This is a genomic window from Sphingobium sp. RSMS (genome assembly GCF_005406185.4).
GTDB lineage: Bacteria > Pseudomonadota > Alphaproteobacteria > Sphingomonadales > Sphingomonadaceae > Sphingobium > Sphingobium fuliginis.
In genome coordinates, this window is the sequence record NZ_CM191257.1 from 3,448,209 (window position 1) to 3,471,418 (window position 23,210).

Consider the following 23,210-nt stretch of genomic DNA (forward strand, 5'->3'; position numbering starts at 1 on the left):
GCTTGCCCGAAGGCGCGTCCGGCGTTACCGCGCTACCCCATCATGCACTATGTGAGCACCAGAGGGAGCGCGCCTGCGCTCGGGTTCGAGGATGTGACGCTGGCCGGGCTGGCGTCCGATGGCGGTCTCTATGTGCCGGAAAGCTGGCCCAGCTTCTCCGCAGACCAGATTCGCGCGCTTTCGGGCCTTTCCTATGTCGAAACGGCGGTACGGGTCATGGCGCCTTTCGTCGCCGGATCGCTGGGCGAAGAGGAATTGCGGGAGCTGTGCACCGCCGCCTATGGCCGGTTCAGCCATGACGCGGTGACGCCGCTGGTGCAGCTCAACCACCGGCATTGGCTGCTGGAGCTGTTCCACGGGCCGACGCTGGCGTTCAAGGATGTGGCGCTGCAACTGCTGGGCCAGTTGTTCGAGCGCTTCCTGTCGCGTCGGGACGATCATCTGACCATCGTCGGCGCGACGTCCGGCGACACCGGATCGGCGGCGATCGATGCGGTCGCCGGACGTGAGAAGATCGACATCTTCATGCTGCATCCGGACGGCCGCGTGTCGGACGTGCAGCGGCGGCAGATGACCACGGTGCTGGCGCCCAATGTCCACAATATCGCCATCGACGGCAGCTTCGACGACGCGCAGGCGCTGGTGAAGGCGATGTTCAATGACGCCGGCTTCGCGCGCCGTTTCAACCTGTCGGCGGTGAACAGCATCAACTGGGCCCGGCTGATGGCGCAGGTCGTCTATTATTTCTACGCCGCGGTCCGTCTGGGCGCGCCTGAACGCGCCATCGCCTTCTCCGTCCCCACCGGCAATTTCGGTGATGTGTTCGCGGGCTATGTCGCGGCGAAGATGGGCTTGCCGGTCGCGAAACTGATGGTCGCGACCAACGTCAACGACATCCTCCACCGCGCGCTGTCGGAGGGTGACTATAGCCAGGGGCAGGTGGTGGCGACCGCCACCCCCAGCATGGACATTCAGGTCAGTTCGAACTTCGAGCGGCTGCTGTTCGACGCGGGCGGGCGCGACGGCAGGGCGCTGGCGGAGCAGATGAAGGGCTTCGAGGCGAGCAAGGCGATGCGCCTCACCAATGCGCAGCGGGACGGCGCATCGGCGCTGTTCGCGTCGGCGCGGGTCGATGCCGACGCCATGACCATGGCGATGCGCTGGGCCTATGACGCGGCGGGGCAGGTGATCGATCCGCACAGCGCGGTCGGCCTGGCGGCGGCGCGGGCGATCGACCTCGACCCGGCGGTGCCGGTGGTCACGCTGGCGACGGCGCATGCGGCCAAGTTCCCCACGGCGGTCGAGCGGGCCACGGGAATCCGCCCCTCGCTGCCTTCGCGCGTGGGCGACCTGTTCGCGCGGGAAGAGGCCTATGCCAAGCTGCCCGGCACCTTCGACGCGGTCACGGCCTATGTCGCGGAGCGGGCGACGCCGAGGGGCTGAGGTGAACCTCCAGACCCTTATAGGCGAGTCCTGGTCCGATTATGGCCTGATCGATTCGGGTCATGGGCGGAAGCTGGAGCGCTATGGCCGTTACCGCTTCATCCGGCCGGAGCCGCAGGCGATGTGGGCGCCGGCGCAGGACGATTGGCAGGCCGACGGCGAATTCGTCCCCGGTTCCGACGAGGAGGGCGGCGGGCGCTGGTTCTACGAGCGCCCCGTGCCGGCCGAAGGCTGGCCCCTGCGCTGGAACGAGGTGACGTTCCAGGCGAGTTGCACGCCCTTTCGCCATCTGGGCTTCTTTCCCGACATGGCGCCGGTCTGGGACTGGATGCGCGGCAAGCTCGCGGACAAGATCAGCGCCGGGGATCAGGCGCAGGTGATGAACCTGTTCGGCTATACCGGCGTCGGCACGCTGGCCATGGCGGCGGCGGGCGCGCAGATGGTGCATGTCGATGCCTCCAAGAAGTCGGTGGCGCAGGCGCGGGCCAACGCCGCGCTGTCGGGGCTGGAGGACCGGCCGGTCCGCTGGATCGTCGACGATGCGGCGAAGTTCGTCGCGCGCGAGGTGCGGCGCGGGCGGCGTTATGACGGCATATTGCTCGATCCCCCCAAATATGGCCGTGGGCCCGATGGTGAGGTCTGGCGGCTGGAGGAGGATCTGCCGGGGCTGATCGCCCATTGCCGGCAATTGCTGGATGCGGACAGCCGCTTTCTGTTCCTGACCGTCTATGCCGTCCGCATGTCGGCGCTGGCCATCGGGGAATTGCTGCGCCAGGCTTTTGCCGATCTGCCGGGCACGGTGGAAGCGGGCGAACTGGCCGTGCGCGAAGAGGCGCGCGGATTGATGCTGCCCACCGCGATCTGGGCCAGGTGGAGCCGCTGAGTCCATTCCGTCATTGGGCGACGGGCGGCTGAAGTTTGTTCCGTCTGCGTGGTCCAGACGTGTCGACCGGGCTCCTGCCCGCGCCCGATTTAACGCGGTGCGCTTTAGAAACTGGCCTTCAGCCCGTCGATCACGAACTGAGCGGCCAGTGCCGCCAGCAGGACGCCCAGCAGCCGCGTGATCACCGCTTCGATCTTGGCGCCGAGCAGCGCCATGATCGGCCCCGCCGCCAGCAGCGACCCCAGCATCAGCACCAGCGTCACGACCACCGCGCCGATCACCACCAACCGTTCGCTCAGCCCTTCCGCCCGTGACATCAGCAGCATGACCGTGGCGATCGAACCCGGCCCGGCGATCATCGGCATCGCCATGGGGAAGACCGAAACATCCTCGACCTCGGGCGTTTCCGCGATCTTCTGGGCCCGGTCCTCTCGCCGCTGGGTGCGCTTTTCGAACACCATGTCCATGGCGATGATGAACAGCATGATCCCGCCCGCGATGCGGAAACTGTCCAGCTCTATTCCCAGGACGCCCAGCAACTGCTTGCCCCAGAGCGCGAACAGCAGCAGGATGCCTGCGGCGATGGCCACGGCGCGGATCGCCATGCCGCGCCGCTGGATCTGCGTCGCGCCGGTGGTGAGGCTGGCATAGATCGGCGCGCAGCCCGGCGGGTCGATCACCACGAACAGGGTGACGAAGGCGGAGATGAACAGTTCCGTCATTGCGCCGCGGCCACCCTGTCGTCGATCACCGTTTCATAGCCGGTGCCGTTCCACATGCGCACGATCACGCGGCGGCTGCCGTCCGGGGCGGCCTCTGCGCTCCAGCTCAGGCTTTCGTCGCGGGGAACCGGCTGTATCCCGCCCGTTTTGCGATCCGGAGGGGGAACGGCCGGCCGGGGGCCGTCGCCGGCGCGGCCGCGCTTGCAGGTCGCGACCTTGCCGATGAGGAATTCGGGCGCTTCACGGGCGCTGGCGAGCGTGTCGCCATGGTCCATGATCCATTTCCATTCGCCCTTCCTGTCCCGTTGCCAGATGGTGGTGAAATAGCCGACCGATCCGTCCGGCCGCTTCCAGCCGCCGGTGCTGGCCGCCAGATTGCCGTCGCAGGACACATAGATGGCCGACGGCGTCCAGCTTACCGGGGCGGGCGGATCGGCGCGGCCCTTCAGCCATTGCTTCGCCAGCACCCGCTGCGGCACGAACATCACCGCCTCGTCCGCCGCCGTTGCGCGGAAGGCGGTCCATTGCCCCTTCTGCTGCGCCAGCCGGTTGAAGGCGAGTTCGGCGGCGAACACGGAACTGGGATCGGGTTGATAACGCATGGGTGGGCGCGCGCCCACCAGCGCCGGCAATGTCAGGGCAAGAAGCGCGGCGCGCGCCTTCACAGCCCCTCCGGCTTGGGCAGTCCGGCCCGCGCATGCGCCGCCACCAGCGTGTTGCGCAGCAGGACAGCGATGGTCATCGGCCCGACGCCGCCCGGCACCGGGGTAATGGCGCGGACATGCGCCAGCGCCTCGGCCGTGGCGACGTCGCCGACGATCCGGCTCTTGCCGTCATCCGTATCGGCGATGCGGTTGATGCCGACGTCGATCACGGTCGCGCCGGGCCTGATCCACTCGCCCTTCACCATTTCCGCCCGGCCCACGGCGGCGACGACGATGTCGGCGCGATGCACCACCGAGGCGATGTCCCGCGTGCGGCTGTGCGCGATGGTGACCGTGCAATTTTCCGCCAGCAGCAATTGCGCCATCGGCTTGCCCACGATGTTGGAGCGGCCGACGACCACCGCCTCCAGGCCGGAAAGGTCGCCCAGCTCATCCTTCAGCAGCATGATGCAGCCCAGCGGCGTGCAGGGCACCAGCGCCTCCTGCCCCGTGGCGAGCAGGCCCGAATTGACGACATGGAACCCATCCACATCCTTGGCGGGATCGATCGTGCCGATCACCGATGCTTCGTTGATGTGCGACGGCAGCGGCAACTGGACGAGGATGCCGTCCACCCGGTCGTCGGCATTCAGTTCTTCGACCAGGTCCAGCAATTCCTCCTCGCCTATGGAAGCGGGCAGCTTGAACTCCATGCTTTCCATGCCCACGGCGACGGTCATCTTGCCCTTGTTGCGGACATAGACGGAACTGGCCGGGTCCTCGCCTACCAGCACCACGGCCAGACCCGGCTTGCGTCCCGTCTTCGCTATGAAAGCGCCGACCCCGTCCGCGACCTTGCCGCGAAGCGTCTCCGCAAAGGCCTTGCCGTCGATGATCTTGCCGATGGTCATGATGCTTCACCCTGTTCTTCGATAATGGTGGAGAGCCGGCCATAGGCCAACGCTTCACCGCCCCCCTTGATCCGCAGCCGCTTTAGCCGGTTGGTGTCGCCCGATTCCAGCGAAATCGCGCTGCGGGGCCAATCCAGCCGCTTCGCCAGCAGCGCGATCAGCGCCGCATTGGCCTTGCCCTTTTCCGGCGCGGCGCGGACGCGGGCGCTCAGCCACGCCGCGCCCCTGTCGTCCGTCCAGACGCCGCCGACCTCCTCCCGCGTCGCGCCCGGCGTCAGGCGGACGGAGAGGAGGAGATCGTCGTCGTCCCGGCTCCAGACCGTCACACCAGCCCGAACAGCGGCGGCAATATGGCCTGGCGGATGATGAGAATGCCCAGCAGCACGACCATGGGCGACAGGTCGAGCGCGCCCAGGTCCGGCAGCACCCGGCGGATGGGATTGTAGATGGGCGCCGTCATCCGATCCAGCGCGACCATCACGGTGCGCACGAAATCATTGGAAAGATTGACGACGTTGAAGGCGATCAGCCAGCTCATGATGGCCTGGATGATGATGATCCACCACAGCACATCGAGCAGGATGACGATGATCTGATAGAGGGCGTAGGCCATGCGATCTCCGAATTGATGGGCATTCGCTCTAGAGCGATTTCAAGCCGGATGGAACATCAGACGGCCCGGAAATCGCGGAAAGCAAAGCTGATGGAGCCGAGGGGATGCCCGCATCGCCAGCGCGGTGGGGGATTATTCCACCAGATGCAAGGCCCGTTCGGCCAGCGGCATGGATTTCGCCAGCCCCGCCGCTATACCCCGCCCCATGGAATTTCGCGACGCCACGCCTGAGGACGCTCCCCTGATCGCCGCCTGCCATGTGGCAAGCTGGCGCAGCGCCTATGCGCATTTCATGGACCCGGCCTATCTGGCGGGCGGGATCGAGGCGGAGCGGTTGGCGCATTGGAGGCGGCGGCTGGCCGAAGCAGCGCCCACACAGCGGATCATCGTCGTGGAAGAGGAGGGGCGGCCGGTCGGCTTCGCCTGCCTGGTCGGCGCGGATCATCCGCGCTGGGGCACGCTGGTCGACAATCTGCATGCCCTGCCGGACGCCAGGGGCAAGGGGCTGGGCAGCGCCTTGTTGGCCGAGGCGGCCCGATGGTCGCTGGAGCATTTCCCCGGAAGCGGCCTGTACCTCTGGTGCTATGCCGACAATCATGCGGCGCGGGGATTTTATGGGTATCGCGGCGGGCTGGTGGTGGAAAATACGGCCAAAGCCGGTCCCGATGGGCGCACCTTGCCGGAGCAGCGCTATCATTGGGCCGATCCGGCGCTGCTTCTCAAGGGACGTTGAAGAGGCAGATGAGTGTGCTCCTGCGCGGGCGGGAGCACATGGCCTTACCGTCCGATCACCGGTGCACCAACGTGCCCGCACCGCGATCGGTGAAGATTTCCAGCAGCATCGCATGCGGCACCCGGCCGTCGAGGATGACGGCGGCGTCCACCCCGCCTTCCACCGCACGGACGCAGGTTTCCAGCTTCGGGATCATGCCGCCGCTGATGGTGCCGTCCTCCTCCAGTCCCTGGATCGCCGCCGGGTCGAGATCGGTCAGCAACTGGCCCTGCTTGTCCAGCACGCCCGCCACGTCGGTGAGGAGGAAGAAGCGCGACGCCTGCAATTCCGCCGCTATGGCGCCTGCCATGGTGTCGGCATTGACATTGTAGGTGTGCCCGTCCGCGCCGATGCCCACCGGCGCGACCACCGGAATGATCCCGTTCTGCGTCAGCGTGTCGAGGATGCTGCGGTCGACCCGCACCGGATCGCCGACAAAACCCAGGTCGACATTGCGTTCTATGCCGGAATTGGGGTCCGCCTCCCGCTTGCCCAGCACCTTTTCGCAGAGGACCAGGCCGCCATCCTTGCCCGAAATGCCGACCGCGCGGCCGCCAGCGCCGGAGATCCAGCCCACGATCTCCTTGTTGATCGATCCGGCCAGCACCATTTCCGCGATCTGCGCGGTTTCCTTGTCAGTGACGCGCAGGCCGCCGACGAACTGCGATTCGACGCCCAGCTTCTTCAGCATCGCGCCGATCTGCGGTCCGCCGCCATGGACGACGACGACATTGATGCCGACCGCCTTCATCAGCACGACATCTTCCGCGAAATCGCGCGCCGCCTCCGGATCGCCCATGGCATGGCCGCCATATTTCACGACGAAGGTCTTGCCCGCATATCGCTGCATATAGGGCAATGCTTCGACGAGGGTTTCGGCCTTGGCGAGGAGCGCCGGATCGGGGGCGTGCTTGCTGTTCATGCGCGGGCGCATAGGGCACTATGCGCCCAGCCGCAAGCTAGCGATCCAGCCGCCGCCCCAGCGCGACCAGCGCATAGATGACGGGCGGCACCAGCAGCGCCGACAGCGTGATCTTCGCCAGCATCTGGCCCAGCAGCAGCTCTCCGATCGGGAACACGCCGTAAAAGGCGATGGAGACGAAGAGCAGGGTATCCGCGATCTGCGACAATATGCTTGCGACCGCGGCGCGCAGCCAGAGCAGGCGGCTGCCCTCCCGCCCCTTGAGCGCGGCGAAGAGGGTGACGTTCAGCGTCTGCGAAATGCCGTAGGCGATGATCCCGCCCAGCCAGATGCGCGGCGTGCCGCCCATCATCAGCGCGAAGGCGTCGCGCCTTGCCGGGTCCATGTCGCTGGCGGCGGGCACGGACAGCACGACGATGGACAGCAATATGGAGGCGATGAGCGGCAGGAAGCCCACCTGCACCAGCCGGTTGGCGACGGCGCGGCCATGCAGTTCCGCCACGGCGCTGGAAATCGTCACCAGCAGCAGGAAGGCGAAGATGCCTGCCTCCACCGCCAGCGGACCAAGGCCGAACCAGGGACCGATGGCGGACAGCGGCCCCAGCGTCACCTGTTTGTTGCCGAGCACGCCCGCAATGCAGACCATGCCGCCGTAGAAGATCGAAAAGACGAAAAGCGAACGCGCAATGGGCGCGGGATGCGAAGCCATTGCCGGCACTTACCGGGGTTTCGGCGGAGTGGGAAGTGCTTAGAAGGCGGGGCAGCTTCCGTTCGCCCGTTCAGCTTTCCAAAGCGCCCTTGGCGGCGCGCAGCCCCGCCTTGCCGTTCCGCGCGAGTGTGCGTTTCAACGCTTCCGGGCTTGGCGCGACGAGGAAGCCGAAGCTGACGCAGCCCTGTTTCGTCTCCACCGCATGGTGCAGGCGATGGGCCTGGACGATCCGCTTCATATAGGCGGAGCGCGGGACGTGGCGATGGCCGATGCGGCGATGGACGATGATGTCGTGGAAGCCGAGATAGATGGCGCCATAGGCCGCGATGCCGGCGCCCATCGCCGTCGCCCAGTCGCCCCACTGCCACTGCACGCCGCCCAGCAGCAGCAGGATGGAGGGCATGGCGAAGATCACGAAATAGAGGTCGTTCGCTTCCCAGCGGCCGGTGCGTTCCCGATGGTGGCTGGCGTGCAGGAACCAGCCCGGCCCGTGCATCACCCAGCGGTGCATGACATAGGCGAAGCCCTCCATCGCGGCGACTGTCGCGAGGAAGATGAGGATGAGCGAAAGGGCGGTCATCGGCGCATTATAGGGACGGGACGGTGCGCATGCGACCCTGCTGGCCAAAGAAAAAGGCCGCGACCCTGAGGATCGCGGCCTTTTCGGTCCGTTCGGCCGATCAGAAGGAAGCGGTGAGCGAACCGACCACGCCGGCCTTGCTGATATTGTGGCCCGCGGGCGAATAGAGCGACTTGTTGGTGTCGACGTAGGAAACGCCCAGGGTCAGGTGATTCCAGGTGTAGGTCGCGCCGATGTTCCAGTCGGTATATTCCTTGCCGATGGTCAGGTAGCTGGGGCCGAAGCTGTGGCCCAGATGCGCCGACAGGCCCAGCGGGGTGTTGGGAATGCTCGTCGACAGATCCCCTGCGACGTAGAGATTGTCTTCCTTGCCGTTGCCGACCGTCAGCGCCTTCGCCTTGGGCGCATAGTTGACGGTCAGCTTCGCCGTGGCGGGACCGAAGGTGCCCTTGACCGAGGCATAGGGCTCGACGAAGTCGGTATTCGCTTCGGCATTGCCGGGATAGTAATAATAGAGGACGCCGACGTCGATGGTGGCTGCGCCAATGGTCGTCGAATAGCCGCCGATCAGGTCGAGTTCCTGATCGGAGCCATTGGCGACATAATCGTCGATCGAGGAACCCCAGGCCGAAACGTAGAAGCCAGAGCTGTGGGTGATGGTGAGGCCACCCTGAAGCGCGATCTTCTTGTTGGTCTGCGAAATGCCGCGGAAGCGATAGTCGGTGACGAGCGCGGCGTTGCCGGTCACGGTGAGATCCGGAGTGGGCTCGTCCTGAGCGAAGGCCGGTGCCGACATGGCGGCAAGGGCAAGGGCCGAGAGGCCGAGTATGGACTTACGCATATGATTTCCCCTTGATGGTATCTGCGATCGTCCCACCTGCGTCATGGTCCCGGATCTCTATCGCCCTGCACGGGATGGACCGGGTTGCCTCAACGAAGGAGGGATGCCTTTCCCCGCTGCGGCGCACAAGATTTTATTGCTGGTCGATGAAGTTTGCTGCTGTAATGTTGCTGGTCTGCAACAAAATCAGGCATGATTATGGCACCGGGCGCGGCCGCGCACGGTTTTCGCCGCAATTCGGGACTGGCCGGCTAGGGGAAAAGGGGCGCTGAATCCCGCGCCGCGTGAATGACGCGCTGCGGATAGGGGATGGTGATGCCATGTTCGCGGAACAGCAGCCAGAGCCGGCCGAGCACATCGGACTTCACATTGCCGACGCCGCTTTCCGGGTCGCTGATCCACACCAATATGTCATGTTCGACCCGGTTCTCGCCAAAGGCGGTGAGCCAGACATTGGGCTTGGGATTGCGGAGCACGCGGGGGCTTTCCTGCGCGGCGCGCAGCATCAGTTCCTGCGCCAGCTTCAGGTCGCTGTCATAACCGATGCCGACGGGGATGCGGACGCGGACGTTGCGGTCGGAATAGGACCAGTTCTCCACCTCCTGCGTCATCAGGTTTTCGTTCGGGATCAGATGTTCCTTGCCGTCGCGGGTGATGACGCTGACGGCGCGCACGCCGATCTTGTTCACCCAGCCGAAGCTGTCGCCCACGACGATGACGTCGCCGGGCTTGATCGATCGGTCCATCAGCAGGATGATCCCGGCGATCAGATTGCCGAATGTCTTCTGCAGGCCGAAACCCACGGCCAGCCCTAGCGCGCCGGAGAAGACGGTGAAGGCGGTGAGGTCTATCCCCAGCAGGTCGACGCCGATGAAGAAGGCGGCGACTACCACGACGATGGCGGCCAGCTTCTGCGCCAGCAGCTTCTGCGTGGCGTCCAGTCCATGGGCGCGGCTGATGCTGCGTCCGACGATGCGGTTGGCCAGGCGGACCAGGGCGAACAGCGCGACGCAGATCGCGGCCATGCTGACCAGCCCGAGCAGGGTGACGCGCCGCCTGCCGAGGTCGAGGCCCACGCCGTCCAGCATGTCCGCCACCGGGGCGAAGCCGCCGCTGCTGCCGGAAAGGACCATCACGAACAGCAGCAGGGCGATCGGCAGCACGGCAAGGCGCGCTATGGCGAGGCTGCGCAATATGTGGACGGCCAACAGCGAGAGGGACAGGGCCAGCGCGGCGCTCAGGATCAGATGGGCGAAGTCCCCGATCGGCCAGAAGGCGACGGCCAGGGCCGTGACGAGAGCGGCGATGGCGTGGCGCAGGATCGGGCGCAGATGCCCCGCCAGCGCCTCCCCCAGGGCGCGGAAGCGGTGGCGCAGGCGCGGCGAGGCGAACCGGGCGACGGCGCTGGCGACCAGATGGATGGCGACGGCCAGCGCCAGCGCGACCAGGGGATGGACGATGGCGGGATCGCCCGGCAACAGGGACAGGAGATCGGGCAAGCCCGGCGTCATCCGCGCATGGCCCGGAAGCGGGCAAGGCCCGCGTCGAGATCGGCTATCAGGTCGTCGCTGTCCTCCAGCCCGATTTGGAGCCGGACGAGCGGCCCCTCCGCCTGCCAGGCGGTGGCGGTGCGGTAGCGCGCCGGATCGACGGGCAGGGCGAGGCTTTCGAAGCCGCCCCAGCTATAGCCGATGCCGAAATGGGCGAGACCGTCGATCAGGGCGGCGCGGGCCTTTTCATCGCCGCCCTTGAGGACGAAGCTGAACAGGCCGCTGGAGCCGGTGAAATCGCGTTGCCACAGGGCATGACCGGGGCAGGAGGGCAGGGCCGGGTGGAGGACGCGGGCGACATCGGGCTGCTGCGACAGCCATTGCGCGATGCGCAGGGCGCTCGCCTGGTGCTGGTTGAGGCGGACGCCCAGGGTGCGCAGGCCCCGCGCGGCGAGCCAGGCGTCGTCGGGGCTGGTCATCTGGCCGAACAGATAGGCGGCCTGGCGGATTTTCGGGAAGAAGGCTGGGGTGGCCGTCACCGATCCGATCATCACGTCGCTGTGGCCGACGATATATTTGGTGCAGGCAAGGATGCTGATGTCGACGCCATGGCTGAGCGCCGGGAAGAACCAGGGCGTGGCCCAGGTGTTGTCGATCAGGGTCGCCACGCCCCTGTCCCGGGCCATGGCGGTGATGGCGGGCACGTCCTGCACCTCGAAGGTCAGGCTGCCGGGGCTTTCCATGAAGATGGCGCGGGTGGCGTCGGTGATGAGGTCCGCGATCCCGGCGCCCACGGTCGGGTCGTAATAGACCGTCTCTATGCCGAGCGGCCGCAGCATCTGCTCGCAGAAATTGCGGGTCGGGTCATAGGCGCTGTCGACCATCAGGAGCTGGTCGCCGGGTTTCAGCACCGCCATCAGCGCGCAGGCGATGGCCGCCACGCCCGATGGGTAGAGCATGGTGCCTTCGGCGCCCGGCTCCATTTCGGTGAGGGCGTCCGACAGGCTCCATGCCGTCGGCGTGCCCTTGCGCCCGTAGAACAGGCGTTCATGCGTGCTGCGCCCCGCCGCGCTGCGCAGATGCGCGACATCGTCGTAGAGAATGGTGGAGGCCCGCCAGACCGGCGGGTTGACGATGCCGCCGGGCTGGCCCGGCATGCCCGTCCATTCGGGCTTGCGGCCTGCCTGTGCGATCTGGGTCAGGGGCTTGCGGTCGCGCCGCTTGTCGGCATCCTGGCTCATGCGGCGGGGCCGGTCGCTTTCGGCGTGGCCGGATCCAGCCCCCATTCGGACCAGCTTCCGTCATAGAGGGTGACGTCGGTCTTGCCGAGCAGTTCGAGGCCCGCGAGCAGGATCGCCGCCGTCACGCCGCTGCCGCAGCTCGTGATGATCGGACGGTCGAAATCGGTCCCGGCGTCGAGGAACAGGCGGCGAAGGTCCTCGCCCCGCTTCATGCTGTTGTCGGCATGATAGAAGGCGGAGGAGGGAATGTTGCGGCTGCCCGGAATATGGCCCGACGCCATGCCGGGGCGGGGCTCCTTCTCCTCCCCCGTGAAGCGTGCCGCGCCGCGTGCGTCGAGCACCTGTTCGGCCTGGCTTTCGAGGTTGGCGAGAAGATCCTCCTTGGTGCGGACCTGCCCGACGGCGCGTTTCGCAACGGCATTGCCGGGCCGTGGCGCCGGCATGCCGCTTTCCGTCGGCCGTCCCTCCGCCAGCCATTTGGGCAGGCCGCCGTCGAGGATCGCCGCGCCCTTGCCCACGCCATAGAGGTGCATCATCCACCAGCCGCGCGCCGCGCTGTGGGTGGGGCTGTTGTCATAGACGACGATCCGGCTGTCCGCGTCGATGCCCAGCCGGCGGCAGCGCTCCGTCATGAAATCGTCGGTCGGCAGCATGCCGGGGCGCGGATCGTCCGCGTCGGCGAGGCTGGGCAGGTCGAGGAACGCGGCGCCGGGGATATGGACGGCCTCGAACTCGGCCCCGGGATCGCGGGGCACGCCGGGAAGGAACAGGCTGGCGTCGACGATCCGGAGGTCGGGCTTGCCCAATTCTCCCTCAAGCCAGTCGGTCGATACCAATATGTCCATGCGTGCCCTTGCTCCCTCGCTCGTTCGGCCACCTGCTTGGGTGGCGCAGAGCCATTCTAGGAGCGGCGGGCGGAGGTGGGAAGGGCCGATTGGCCTTAGCTGGAGAGGTTGAGCGCCGTCGCGCGGCTGCCGGGGGTGCGGTATTGGCGCGGGCCAAGGTCAAGGCGGAAGGGGGAGAGGCGCTCGACCGGCGGCGATTGTTCTTCCCCGACGATGAAGACGCTGCCGCTGCGTCCCGTGCCTTCGCGGTCGCCCGTCCAGCTATAACGGGCGTCGAAGGCGATCAGTGGGATCAGCAGGGCGCGCTGGCCCATGGGAATGGCGGCGATCGCCTGTGCGTCCAGGCGCATTTCCCCGCTGAGCTTCTGCGTCTCGCCGGGCGCGATGGATACCACCGAATGGACGGGGAGGCCGGTTTCGCCCGCGAAGAATGGCTGGAACAGCGCCTGTTGCTGCGCATCGGCATTGGCGATCAGGCTGCGGACCAGGATGTCCTCCGCCGTGCGGCTGCCGCGATTGTGGAGCGTCAGCCGGTAGCCGATGGTCGCGCCGAGCAATGTCAGGCGGGCGGCCTGCACGTCCATGGCGAGATCGATCCATGGGCGGTCGGCATCGTCCGGCGCGGGCTTGGGTTCGGGCGGGGCAGGCATTGCCCTGGCTTGCGGCGGGGATGCAGCCGGCACGGGCGGCGGCGCGGCTTCGGCTTCGTAGGGCGGTTCCTCCGCCGCGCCCTGCCTGCGGCGGCGCAGCCGGAAGCGGGCCCCGATCAGCAGGACGGCGGCGACCGCTGCGGCGGCGGCGATCCAGGGCCATGTGGGCGCCGGGGGCTGCTGAGGTGGACCCAGCGGCGCCGGCGTCGGGCTGGGGACGGTGGCGTTGTCGGCAGGGGGGAGGCTCTGGTTTTCGATGGGGGATGGCGGCGGAGGCGTCTCCACTGGGGCGGGTTTTTCGGCCGGGGTCTGGCTCTGCGGTGCAGCTTGCGGGGCGCGCTCCGGCCCGGCGGATGGCCGGGTGGGCTGGCTTTGCGGCTGCGGCTGGGTAGGCGCCGGGGCGGCGATGGGCGGAAGCTGGATCGTCGGCGCGACGACCGGCGGCGGCGTCACGGTGGTGGGCGCGCCGCGAAACACGTCCAGTTCCGGCCCCTGTGCATTGGGATTGGTCTGGGTCTGCGGCTGGGTGCGCGGCAGGTTGAAGACCGGATCGGCGCTATTTTCCTGCTGGGCGAAGGCAGGCGTGGCCAGCAGCAGCGGCGCGGCGAACAGAAGCGAGAAGCGGAACCCCATGGGTGGCAGCCAAGGCATCCGCCCAAGTGAACCCGCCATGAACGAAAGGCAAGAGAGGCGCGGCGATGACATCTGCCGTGCAATGGCGTAGATGGCCTGCCATGACTGACATGCCGACTCCACTTCATCTGGGCCAGGCCAGTGCCCTGCCTGCGCGTCCGGAAGACGCCGTGCTCGACTATGTGCCCAATCCCCGGCCGGGGAAGCCCTATCTGGTGCGCTTCACCGCGCCCGAATTCACCTCGCTCTGCCCGGTGACGGGGCAGCCGGACTTCGCCCATCTGGTGATCGACTATGCGCCCGCCGCGACCATCGTCGAATCGAAGTCGCTGAAGCTGTTCCTGGGCTCCTTCCGCAACCATGCCGCCTTCCATGAGGATTGCACGGTCGGAATCGGGGAGAGGCTGTTCGCGGAGATGAACCCGATCTGGCTGCGCATCGGCGGATACTGGTATCCGCGCGGGGGCATTCCCATCGATGTGTTCTGGCAATCGGGCGAGCCGCCGGCGGGGCTATGGCTGCCGTCGCAGGATGTGCCGGGCTATCGCGGGCGGGGTTGAGCCGCCCTGGTCGTCATGCCAGCGAAAGCTGGCATCTCAGGAGGCAATGCGTGACCGCGAGGCGAAGCTGGACCTATATCATGACAAACAAGCGCCGTGGCGTGTTGTATGTAGGGATTACCACCAACCTTGCCGTTCGCGTCGATCAGCACCGTCGCGGCATGGGTTCGGATTTCTGTCGCAAATATAATCTGCATCGGCTGGTGCTGGCCGAGGAGCATGGCCGGGTCGATGACGCCATCGCCCGGGAGAAGGCGCTGAAGGCCTGGAAGCGGGATTGGAAGCTTCAGTTGATCGAGCAGAGCAATCCTGAGTGGCGGGATTTGTCCGACTTCATCGCGTAGCGGCCTGAGATCCCAGCTTTCGCTGGGATGACGAAGTTCTTTGTTTGACAAACGAACAACAACATTCGACCAACGACATCATCGGTGGGACGCCCGGCTTGACCGGTGAAGCGAAAGGGGCGATCCCCCTGTCATCCTGGCGCGAACCTTTTGCCGCGCCGTTCCAACCTGTCGGAGTTGCGAACCTCATGTCCTTTTCGAAGATCCTTCCGCTGATGCTGGCGGCCGCGCCGCTTGCCATGGCGATGCCGGCGCTGGCGCAGACGGTGCCTGCCGGACCCGCCGCGGGCGTGACCACCCAATTGCCCCGTGGCGCCGCGCCAAGCCATTATGCCATCACCGTCACCCCCGATGCGGCCAATCTGAAGTTCACGGGCAAGACGACCATCGACGTCACCGTGACGCAGGCGATGCCCGCGCTGGTGCTGAACGCCGCCGACCTGACGGTGAGCAGCGTCACCCTGACTCCCGCAAAGGGCAAGGCGGTAAAGGGAACCGCGAAGATCGACGCCGCCGGGCAGACCGTCACCTTCGACTTCGGCAAGCCGGTCCAGCCGGGCAGCTACAAGCTTGCCATCGACTATGCGGGGATCATCAACACGCAGGCGAACGGCCTGTTCGCGCTCGATTATACCGACAATGCGGGTCAGGCGAAGCGCGCCCTCTTCACCCAGTTCGAGGCGCCCGACGCCCGCCGTTTCGTGCCGAGCTTCGACGAGCCGAGCTACAAGGCGACCTTCGACCTTTCCGCCGTCATCCCCGCCGACCAGCTTGCGGTCAGCAACATGCCGGTCAAGGGCAGCAGCGACGCCGGATCGGGGAAGAAGCTGGTGACTTTCGGCACCAGCCCCAAAATGTCCTCCTATCTGCTGTTCTTCGGTCTGGGCGAACTGGAGCGCGCCACCAAACAGGCGGGCGCGACCGAGGTCGGCGTGATCACCGGCAAGGGGAATACGGGGAAGGCGCAACTCGCGCTCGACGCTTCGGCGGCGATCCTGCCTTATTATAACGACTATTTCGGCGTGCCCTTCCCGCTGCCCAAGCTGGACAATGTCGCCGGGCCGGGACAGAGCCAGTTCTTCTCCGCCATGGAGAATTGGGGCGCGATCTTCACCTTCGAGCGCGCGCTGCTGGTCGATCCGCGCTTCACGTCGGAAAGCACGCGGCGGACCATCTATTCCATCGTCGCGCATGAAATGGCGCACCAGTGGTTCGGCGATCTCGTCACCATGGCCTGGTGGGACGACCTCTGGCTGAACGAGGGTTTCGCAAGCTGGATGGCGACCAAGGTCACGGACAAGCTGAACCCCGAATGGGAAATGCTGCTTTCCCGCGTCAATGGCCGCGAGCGGGCGATGAGCCTCGATTCGCTGGCCACGACCCACCCGATCCTCCAGAAGATCCACACCGTCGATGAGGTGAACCAGGCGTTCGACGACATCACCTATGAAAAGGGTGAGGCGGTCATCACCATGCTGGAGGGCTTTGCCGGGGAGGATGCGTGGCGATCGGGCATCCGCGCCTATATGAAGCAGCATGCCTATGGGAACACCGTGACCGACGATTTGTGGAAGGCGGTCGAAGGCGCGGGCGCCAAGGGCGTGGTGGGCATCGCGCATGATTTCACCAGCCAGCCGGGCATTCCGCTGGTGAAGGTCGACAGCGCGCAATGTCAGGGCGGATCGACCATCCTGTCGCTCAGCCAGGGCGAGTTCAGCCGCGACCGGAAGGACAAGACGCCGCTCAAATGGAATGTGCCGGTGATGGCGCAGGCTATCGGTCAAGCGGGCGGCGGGGCGCAGCAGCGGCTGATCCTCAATGGCTCGGCGCAGGTCACGCTGCCGGGCTGCGGCGCCTATATCATCAATGCGGGGCAGACGGGCTATTATCGCTCGCTCTATCCGGAGGCGAATGTGAAGGCGCTCGCGAAGGACTTCACCAAGCTCGCCTCCATGGACCAGATCGGCCTGCTGGCGGACAATTTCCAGCTTGGCCTGGGTGGCTATCAGCCCATGGGACTGGCCCTCGACCTGATCGACGCCGTGCCCGCGACGGCCAGCCCCGCCGTGCTGGCGGAGGTGCCGGACTATCTCGACAGCGCCCATATGATGCTGGAGAGCGACAAGGCCGCGCAGGCGCGGGTTGCCGCCTATGCCTCGAAAAAGCTGAGCCCTGTGTTGGCGACCGTCGGTTTCGACGCCAGGCCGGGCGAGAATCCGCAGGTGCCGGTCCTGCGGTCGGCGCTGGTGTCGACGCTGGGCGGCATGGGCGACAAGGCCGTGGTGGCGGAGGCGAACAGGCGCTTCGCCGCGCTGGCCGGCAATCCGGCGGCGCTGGACGGGCCGCTGCGCAATGTCTGGCTGCGGATCATTGCCGAGAATGCCGACGCCGCGACCTGGGACAGGCTGCGCGCCATGGCCAATGGGGCGAAGACGGACCTCGAAAAGAGCACGGTCTTCGCGCTGCTGGGCGTCGCCAAGGATGAGGCGCTGGCGAAGAAGGCGCTGGACCTCGCCATGACGGACGAGCCAGGCAAGACGACCAGCGCGGCGATCATCTCCGCCGTGGGCGGGGAGCATTCGATGCTTGCCGTCGACTATGTGCTGGCGCACCGCCAGCAATATGAGGCGATGATCGACGTGTCGGCGCGGAGCCAGGCGATTGCGCGGCTGGGCGGCAACTCCGCCGATCCGGCGATGGTGACGAAGCTGGACGCCTATGCGACCCAATATCTGACGCCGGAATCGCGCAAGGTGGTGGATCGCTCCATCGCCGCGATCAAGACGCGGATCGAGACGCGGGCGCGGCTGAAGCCCGCGCTGCTCGCCTGGTTCGCCAGGAAGTGAGACGGGGGGCGGTGGAGCGATCCACCGCCTTTTTTGGTCCTCCCCATCTTTCGATGGGGAGGAATTTCTTACAGCAACCGCCGCTCGAACGCGCCGCGTTCCAGTTCCTCCCGGAAATCGGGATGGGCGATCCCGATCAGCGCGCGGGCGCGTTCCGACAGCGTCTTGCCCTTCAGGTCGACCCAGCCATGTTCGGTGACGACGATGTGGGTGTCGGTGCGCGGCGTCGTGACGGGGCCGTCGAGCCATGGCACGATCCGCGAGACCGTCCCCTTCGCCGCCGTCGAGTGGCAGGCGATGATCGACTGGCCGCCCTTCGACGCATAGGCGCCGCGCACGAAATCGAGCTGGCCGCCGGTGCCGCTATATTGGCGGCCGTTCATATATTCGGAGTTGCAGGCGCCGCTGAGGTCCACCTGAATCGTGGCGTTGACTGAAATCACCCTGTCGTTCTGCGCGATGATGTGCGGGGCGTTCACATGCTCGACCGGATGCGCCTCCAGCGCCGGATTGTCGTGCAGGAAGTCGTAAAGGCCCTGGTCGCCCATGGCGAAGGTGAAGACCGAGCGGCCGGGATGGATTTTCTTGCCGCTGTTGTCGACCACGCCGGCCTTGATCAGGCCGACGAGGCCGGGCGTGAGCAGTTCGGTATGGATGCCGAGGTTCCGATGCTCCATCAGCGCGGCGCAGACCGCGTCCGGCACGGCGCCGATGCCCATTTGCAGGCAGGCGCCGTCCTCCACCATGCCGGCGATGATCGCGCCGATGGCATCGTCATTGGGTGTGCGCGGAAGGGGCGGGATCTGCACCAGGGGGACATGGTTTTCCACGATGGCCGTGACCGCCGAGATGGGAATTTTGCAGTCGCCATGGACATAGGGCATGGCGGGATTGACCTCCACGATCAGCCGCGCGCCGCTGCGCGCGACCATCAGTGCGTAATCGGTGTTGGTGCCCAGGCTGAAGCAGCCGTCGGCATCCATGGGCGAAACGGTGACGAACAGCGTATCGACGCGCAGATGCTCGGTCAGGATGCGCGGTATCTGGTGGAATTGCACAGGAAGGGTTTCGACCAGGCCTTGCGCGCTGCCGGCGCGCAGGGCGTCGTTCCCCCGTTCGACGCCACCGTGGAACAGGCTGACATGGCGGATGCGGTCGTGAAGGTCGGGCGCGAGGATGGACTCGCTGGCCGCGGCGCAGGCGAGCATGCAGTAAAGCGTGCCGCCGGTGAGATCGCCCGAGCGGACGCGGACGGCCAGCGCATCCATCAGCGCGGGCGGGTAGCTGACGCCGAGACCGACGACCATCTTCGCGCCGTCCGGGACCAGTGCGGCCGCCTCAGCCGCCGACATGGTCCTGGCGCGATATTTTTCTGTGATGGACATCCTTCTCTCCCCGGCTTTCGGGGGATTGTCGCGCCGTTGGCGCGGGAGCGCAATGGCGACGAAAGTAGGGGGGCGTCTTGCTTGCACGCCCCCTGCGCAAGCCGGGGAAGCTTTCAGCGGGCGAGGCCGAGCGCCCGGACGATGTCGTCCCATGCGACCAGCTTGAAATTCTGGGCCGCGGTTGCATTGTGGCCGTCCTGCGCCACGAACAGCCCGCCGGGATAGTCCGGCCCGAAATCGCCCAGCATCAGGTCGATGCCGTCGGTTTCCTCCGACCCGCCTATGGCGCCGTCGACCACGCGGAAGCGGCCGGCATAGCTGTCGTCGCTCAGGCGATAGGCGACATAGGCATTGTCACCCTGGCTGGAGACGAGGACATAGCCGTCCTTCTCCCCCATCGGCGCGATGGCGACGCCTTCGGCATCCATGACGAGGTTCCTGCCGTCCGCCGCGGCGATCCTGGCGGGCGTCGCGGACCCGTCGGCGCGGGCATCGAAGCGCCAGAGGCCGACATCCTCCTCCGCCACATAGGCCATGCCGGTGCGGTCATCCACCGCGCAGCCCTCCGCCTGGGAGCCAAGCTTCAAGGTCCGGACGATGCTGCCCCTGGGCGTGGCGTCGGACATGTCGAGCGCGATCTGGTTCACCGTGCCGTCCTTCAGCACGACGAAGGCGTAGGTCGCGCTCGCCGCGCGATAGAGGCAGACGCCATAGGCTTCGCCCCGCCCGGCATCGACCTTGCCGAGCGCCGAGAGTTTCGCGGTGGCGGGATCGAGGCGGAACAGGGCCAGCTTCGCATGGGCAAGGTCGTTGCGATCGCTGGCGGCCACCAATATGCCGCTTTGACCGGCGATCCCCACGCCGGCCCGCAGGTCGACATTGTTGACCCGGCCCGCGTCGAGAAAGTCGCGGGTCTTGCCGTCCAGCCCATAGACATAGAGCCCCGCCTTCTTGTCGGTGCCCACGATCAGGCTTTGCCCTGGATCGGCGGCGTTGCGCCAGATCGCCGGATCGTCCGCCGCGTCGGCATTGGGGGTGCCGACGGGGGCGGTTTCCCCGCGCGCGGTGACGGTCGCGGCTGGAGTGGCGTTGGCGATGCGCTGGGCCAGCGGGCGTTCGGGCGCTGGCGCGGCGCAAGCGGCGAGCAGAAGAGTCGCGCAAAGGGCGACGGATAAAGGTCTCGTCATGAAGTTCCCCCGTTCGCGGCGCCTCTTGGACGCGCTTCATGACGATGATGTGACAGGCCCAGCCGGAATATCGCCCGACATGTCACTTTTCTGTCACCATAATTTCACGCGATTGTATTCCCGCCGATCTAGGTGCCCCGCCAAGCCTATTCGACAAGGCCGTTCCAACAGGGGGATCATATGCAGCATAGTTTCATCCGGCGGCGCGCCGGCGTGTCGTCCGTTCGTCTGGCTCTGGCCTGCGGCATAGCCGGCTGGGCCCTGACGTCGACCCAAGCCATGGCGCAGGCTCCTGCCGCGGAAGAGGATATGGGAGCGATCGTCGTCACCGGCACCCGCCCGATCGCTGAATCCGAAGCCGCCGCGCTGGAAATCCAGAAGAACTGGGACTCGCTGGTCACGGTCGCCGCGTCGGATTCCGTGGGCCGCCTGCCCGACCAGAACATCGCCCAGGCCGCCAGCCGCCTGCCGGGCATCAGCGTCGAGCGCGACCAGGGGCAGGCCCGCTACATCAACCTGCGCGGCGCGCCCAAGACCTGGACCACCCTGTCGTTCGACGGCATCAATGTGGTGAGCCCCGAGGGCCGCGACGCCCGCTTCGATTCCATCCCGTCCGCCATTGCCGGCAAGATCATCGTGTCCAAGGCGGTGACGCCCGACATGCCGGGCGAGACGGTCGCGGGCAATGTGAACGTCATCACCCGTTCGGCCTTCGACTATGACGGCTTCCATCTGGCGGGGAAGGGCGGCCTTGGCTTTGCCGAACTGGGCGACAAGAAGGAATATGAAGGCGCGCTGGTCGTTTCCGACCGATTCCAGACGGGCATCGGTGAAATCGGCGTGCTGCTGTCGGGCAGCTATTATGAGCGCAACATGGTCACGGACAATTTCGAGACCGACTATGAGCGGGTGTCGCAGGACCAGCGCCCCGGCAACGCCACCCGCTTCTGGGCGCATGAGGCGGAGAACAAGCTGTACCGCCTGACGCGCAAGAACTGGTCGGTTTCGGGCCGGGTCGACTGGAAACCGGACGAGGCCAACAGCATTTCGCTGCGGTCGGTCTACACCATCTTCACCGACGATGAAGCGCGGGACAATTACCGCTTCGACCTGGACGACCGCCAGTCGGACCTGTCGAACGGCTCGGCCGCCTGTCCGACCGCGGTGAACACCATGCCGACCACCACCGGCTATGCGGATGTCTGCATCGGCAACACGCCGCAGAAGGGCACGATCTATGGCATCGACATCCGCCAGCGTTCGACGCTGCGGGCCTTCCGCCAATCGATCTTCACCAACACGCTGGCGGGCGATCATGAATTTGCCGATGGCTGGAAGCTGAGCTGGGTCGGCAACTACACCGAATCCAAGGATGACCGATCGATCGTCGGTGAAGCGACCTGGGACAGCCCCAGCACGCGCACGCTGCGGCCGACCGTCGCCTATGACTTCAGCGATCCCAATCTTTCGCGCCTGACGCTCTATCGCACGCTGCAACTCGCCAGCCCGACGCGCTACACGGCGGGCGCGCAGGTCACGGCGGTCGACGATTTCACCAAGCCGCTTTCAGGCTTCACCGTGTTGGATGCGGTCGACACGACCAAGGCCTATACCGGCCGCCTGGTTGTGGCGCGCGAGCTGGAGCATGCGACATTGAAGGCGGGGTTCCAGTATGACCGCCGCACCAAGACCGCCGACGAGCAGCAGATCACGCTGAATGCCGCGCAGGCCGCGACCGTCCTGCCGACCGACTACAACCAGTTCTCGATCGACCGGAAGTTCCTGGGTAAGATCCCCATGGGCTACACCTTCCGCTATTTCGATACCGACAAGATGCGGGCGGCTTCCGAAGCGGCGCAGGCGGCTTATGCCTTCGCACCCAACACCGGAAACAACTACAGGGTACGGGAAGAGGTGCTCGCCGGCTTCCTGATGGGCACTGTCCACTACGACTGGGGCTCGGTCGTGGGCGGCGTGCGTGTCGAGCATGTCAAGAACCATGGCTTTGCGATCGCCACGGTCACGCCTGTCAGCGGACCGGCGGTTTCCACGCCGGAAACGCGGGAATCCAGCCAGACGCTGGCATTCCCCAGCCTGCACATCAATTACAATATCGACGACAGCAAGAAGCTGCGCTTCTCCTTCAACAGCGGTGCGGCGCGCGCCGATTACGATCAGATGCGGCCGAACTTCGTCGTGAACGACAGCGACCGCGTGATTTCGGGCGGCAACCCCGATGTGAAGCCGGAACGGGCCTATGGCGTCGATACCTATTTCGAATGGTATGTGAAGCCTCAGGGCTATTTGATGGTCGGCCTGTTCTACAAGCATGTCGAGGACGTGCTGTATAATCAGCGGCGCATCTATGGCCTGACCGACCTCAATTCCGGCGGGATCGACCGCTCCGACTATGGCTATACCCGTATCACCAATGGCGGTTCGGGCCGCATCTATGGCATGGAAGCCGCCGCACAGTTCCAGCTCGAACCCTGGACGGAGAATCTGGGTCTTCCTTCCTTCATGGGCGGCTTCGGTATTTCGGCCAATCTTACCCTCAATGACAGCAAGGTCGAAAAGCCTGCCGTCGAGGGCATTCCGGCGCGCAAAGTGCGCCTGCCGGGCACATCGGACTTCGTCTACAATATCGGCGGATATTACGAGAAATACGGCCTGTCGATCCGCCTGCAATATCAGAACCGCAGCAAATGGCTGGACACGGTTTCCGATACGCTGGCGGACGCTGGCGACACTTATTGGGACTCGGACGACGAGCTGGATTTCTCGGCGCGCTATGCGATCACGAAGAATTTCGAGATTTACTTCGACGCCTCGAACCTGCTCAACCATCCCGGCCGCCGCTTCTCCGACCCGGGCAGCCTGCTGCGTGCCAGCGGCGTGCAGGCGCCCGACAGCAGCAACCAGACGATCGAGTGGGAACGCTTCGGCCGCCGCTATACGGGCGGCATCCGGTTCAACTTCTGATCCGGCG

General features: G+C 66.1%; 22 protein-coding genes. 7 read left to right on the forward strand and 15 right to left on the reverse strand.

Going from position 1 to position 23,210, the window contains the following annotated elements:
* Positions 1–42 precede the first annotated feature (42 nt).
* On the forward strand, positions 43–1,443 hold the full coding sequence (thrC, locus tag EGM87_RS16910; RefSeq protein WP_044661411.1) for a threonine synthase: 1,401 nt from the start codon (positions 43–45) through the stop codon (positions 1,441–1,443).
* A 1-nt stretch (position 1,444) separates the two neighbouring features.
* Entirely contained in the window at positions 1,445–2,326 is an 882-nt protein-coding gene (locus EGM87_RS16915) for a class I SAM-dependent methyltransferase (RefSeq protein WP_137709514.1), read from the forward strand.
* A gap of 104 nt (positions 2,327–2,430) precedes the next feature.
* Here the strand turns inward: EGM87_RS16915 and EGM87_RS16920 are convergent, their stop codons facing one another.
* Genes EGM87_RS16920 through EGM87_RS16940 form a run of 5 tightly spaced genes read right to left on the reverse strand, consistent with a single transcriptional unit; the run spans position 2,431 to position 5,216 of the window.
* Positions 2,431–3,048, reverse strand: coding sequence for a MarC family protein (locus EGM87_RS16920; protein WP_025549344.1), 618 nt, complete (start codon positions 3,046–3,048; stop codon positions 2,431–2,433).
* Positions 3,045–3,713 carry a YybH family protein gene (locus tag EGM87_RS16925; protein ID WP_137709513.1) on the reverse strand — a complete coding sequence of 223 codons (669 nt, stop codon included), beginning with the start codon at positions 3,711–3,713 and terminating at the stop codon, positions 3,045–3,047. The genes EGM87_RS16920 and EGM87_RS16925 overlap by 4 nt, the downstream gene beginning before the upstream one ends.
* Positions 3,710–4,603, reverse strand: a complete 894-nt coding sequence (gene folD / locus EGM87_RS16930) for a bifunctional methylenetetrahydrofolate dehydrogenase/methenyltetrahydrofolate cyclohydrolase FolD (protein ID WP_137709512.1) — start codon at positions 4,601–4,603, stop codon at positions 3,710–3,712. The genes EGM87_RS16925 and folD overlap by 4 nt, the downstream gene beginning before the upstream one ends.
* Positions 4,600–4,929, reverse strand: a complete 330-nt coding sequence (locus tag EGM87_RS16935; RefSeq protein ID WP_137709511.1) for a DUF167 family protein — start codon at positions 4,927–4,929, stop codon at positions 4,600–4,602. The genes folD and EGM87_RS16935 overlap by 4 nt, the downstream gene beginning before the upstream one ends.
* Complete coding sequence (locus tag EGM87_RS16940; protein ID WP_007688568.1) at positions 4,926–5,216, reverse strand: YggT family protein; 291 nt, start codon at positions 5,214–5,216, stop codon at positions 4,926–4,928. The genes EGM87_RS16935 and EGM87_RS16940 overlap by 4 nt, the downstream gene beginning before the upstream one ends.
* A 169-nt stretch (positions 5,217–5,385) precedes the next feature.
* Between EGM87_RS16940 and EGM87_RS16945 the strand changes: the two genes are divergently transcribed.
* On the forward strand, positions 5,386–5,949 hold the full coding sequence (locus tag EGM87_RS16945; protein WP_244309642.1) for a GNAT family N-acetyltransferase: 564 nt from the start codon (positions 5,386–5,388) through the stop codon (positions 5,947–5,949).
* 55 nt (positions 5,950–6,004) lie between these two features.
* On the opposite strand, the gene argB is transcribed toward EGM87_RS16945, so the two are convergent.
* From argB to EGM87_RS16985, 8 genes are all read right to left on the reverse strand, one after another.
* Positions 6,005–6,922 carry an acetylglutamate kinase gene (gene argB / locus EGM87_RS16950; RefSeq protein WP_025549349.1) on the reverse strand — a complete coding sequence of 306 codons (918 nt, stop codon included), beginning with the start codon at positions 6,920–6,922 and terminating at the stop codon, positions 6,005–6,007.
* 25 nt (positions 6,923–6,947) lie between these two features.
* Complete coding sequence (locus EGM87_RS16955; protein WP_044661417.1) at positions 6,948–7,619, reverse strand: queuosine precursor transporter; 672 nt, start codon at positions 7,617–7,619, stop codon at positions 6,948–6,950.
* A gap of 70 nt (positions 7,620–7,689) precedes the next feature.
* Positions 7,690–8,199 (reverse strand): sterol desaturase family protein, encoded by a 510-nt coding sequence (locus EGM87_RS16960; RefSeq protein ID WP_061939372.1) that lies wholly within the window; start codon positions 8,197–8,199, stop codon positions 7,690–7,692.
* 100 nt (positions 8,200–8,299) lie between these two features.
* Positions 8,300–9,040: a TorF family putative porin gene (locus EGM87_RS16965; RefSeq protein WP_137709509.1), complete on the reverse strand. Its 741-nt coding sequence runs from the start codon at positions 9,038–9,040 to the stop codon at positions 8,300–8,302.
* A 251-nt stretch (positions 9,041–9,291) separates the two neighbouring features.
* Positions 9,292–10,551: a mechanosensitive ion channel family protein gene (locus EGM87_RS16970; protein WP_048576249.1), complete on the reverse strand. Its 1,260-nt coding sequence runs from the start codon at positions 10,549–10,551 to the stop codon at positions 9,292–9,294.
* Positions 10,548–11,771 (reverse strand): cystathionine beta-lyase, encoded by a 1,224-nt coding sequence (gene metC / locus EGM87_RS16975; protein ID WP_137709508.1) that lies wholly within the window; start codon positions 11,769–11,771, stop codon positions 10,548–10,550. Before metC ends, EGM87_RS16970 begins: the two co-directional genes overlap by 4 nt.
* Entirely contained in the window at positions 11,768–12,616 is an 849-nt protein-coding gene (locus EGM87_RS16980; RefSeq protein ID WP_137709507.1) for a sulfurtransferase, read from the reverse strand. The genes metC and EGM87_RS16980 overlap by 4 nt, the downstream gene beginning before the upstream one ends.
* Positions 12,617–12,711: 95 nt before the next feature.
* A complete protein-coding gene (locus EGM87_RS16985) occupies positions 12,712–13,899 on the reverse strand; it encodes a hypothetical protein (RefSeq protein ID WP_137709506.1) in 1,188 nt (395 codons plus the stop codon).
* Positions 13,900–14,000: 101 nt separating this feature from the next.
* Here EGM87_RS16985 and queF point away from each other — a divergent pair, with 101 nt between their 5' ends.
* The 3 genes from queF to EGM87_RS17000 all read left to right on the forward strand — a co-directional run bounded on the left by queF (position 14,001) and on the right by EGM87_RS17000 (position 17,649).
* A complete protein-coding gene (gene queF / locus EGM87_RS16990; RefSeq protein WP_025549356.1) occupies positions 14,001–14,459 on the forward strand; it encodes a preQ(1) synthase in 459 nt (152 codons plus the stop codon).
* Between the two features lie 80 nt (positions 14,460–14,539).
* Positions 14,540–14,803: a GIY-YIG nuclease family protein gene (locus tag EGM87_RS16995; RefSeq protein ID WP_137709505.1), complete on the forward strand. Its 264-nt coding sequence runs from the start codon at positions 14,540–14,542 to the stop codon at positions 14,801–14,803.
* Between the two features lie 188 nt (positions 14,804–14,991).
* A complete protein-coding gene (locus tag EGM87_RS17000; RefSeq protein WP_137709504.1) occupies positions 14,992–17,649 on the forward strand; it encodes a M1 family metallopeptidase in 2,658 nt (885 codons plus the stop codon).
* A gap of 68 nt (positions 17,650–17,717) precedes the next feature.
* Here EGM87_RS17000 and EGM87_RS17005 read toward each other — a convergent pair whose 3' ends face one another.
* A complete protein-coding gene (locus EGM87_RS17005) occupies positions 17,718–19,034 on the reverse strand; it encodes an acetyl-CoA hydrolase/transferase family protein (RefSeq protein ID WP_137709503.1) in 1,317 nt (438 codons plus the stop codon).
* Between the two features lie 113 nt (positions 19,035–19,147).
* Complete coding sequence (locus tag EGM87_RS17010; RefSeq protein ID WP_137709502.1) at positions 19,148–20,221, reverse strand: phytase; 1,074 nt, start codon at positions 20,219–20,221, stop codon at positions 19,148–19,150.
* A gap of 180 nt (positions 20,222–20,401) precedes the next feature.
* Here EGM87_RS17010 and EGM87_RS17015 point away from each other — a divergent pair, with 180 nt between their 5' ends.
* Positions 20,402–23,203 (forward strand): TonB-dependent receptor, encoded by a 2,802-nt coding sequence (locus tag EGM87_RS17015; protein WP_137709501.1) that lies wholly within the window; start codon positions 20,402–20,404, stop codon positions 23,201–23,203.
* The last annotated feature ends 7 nt before the right edge of the window (positions 23,204–23,210 follow it).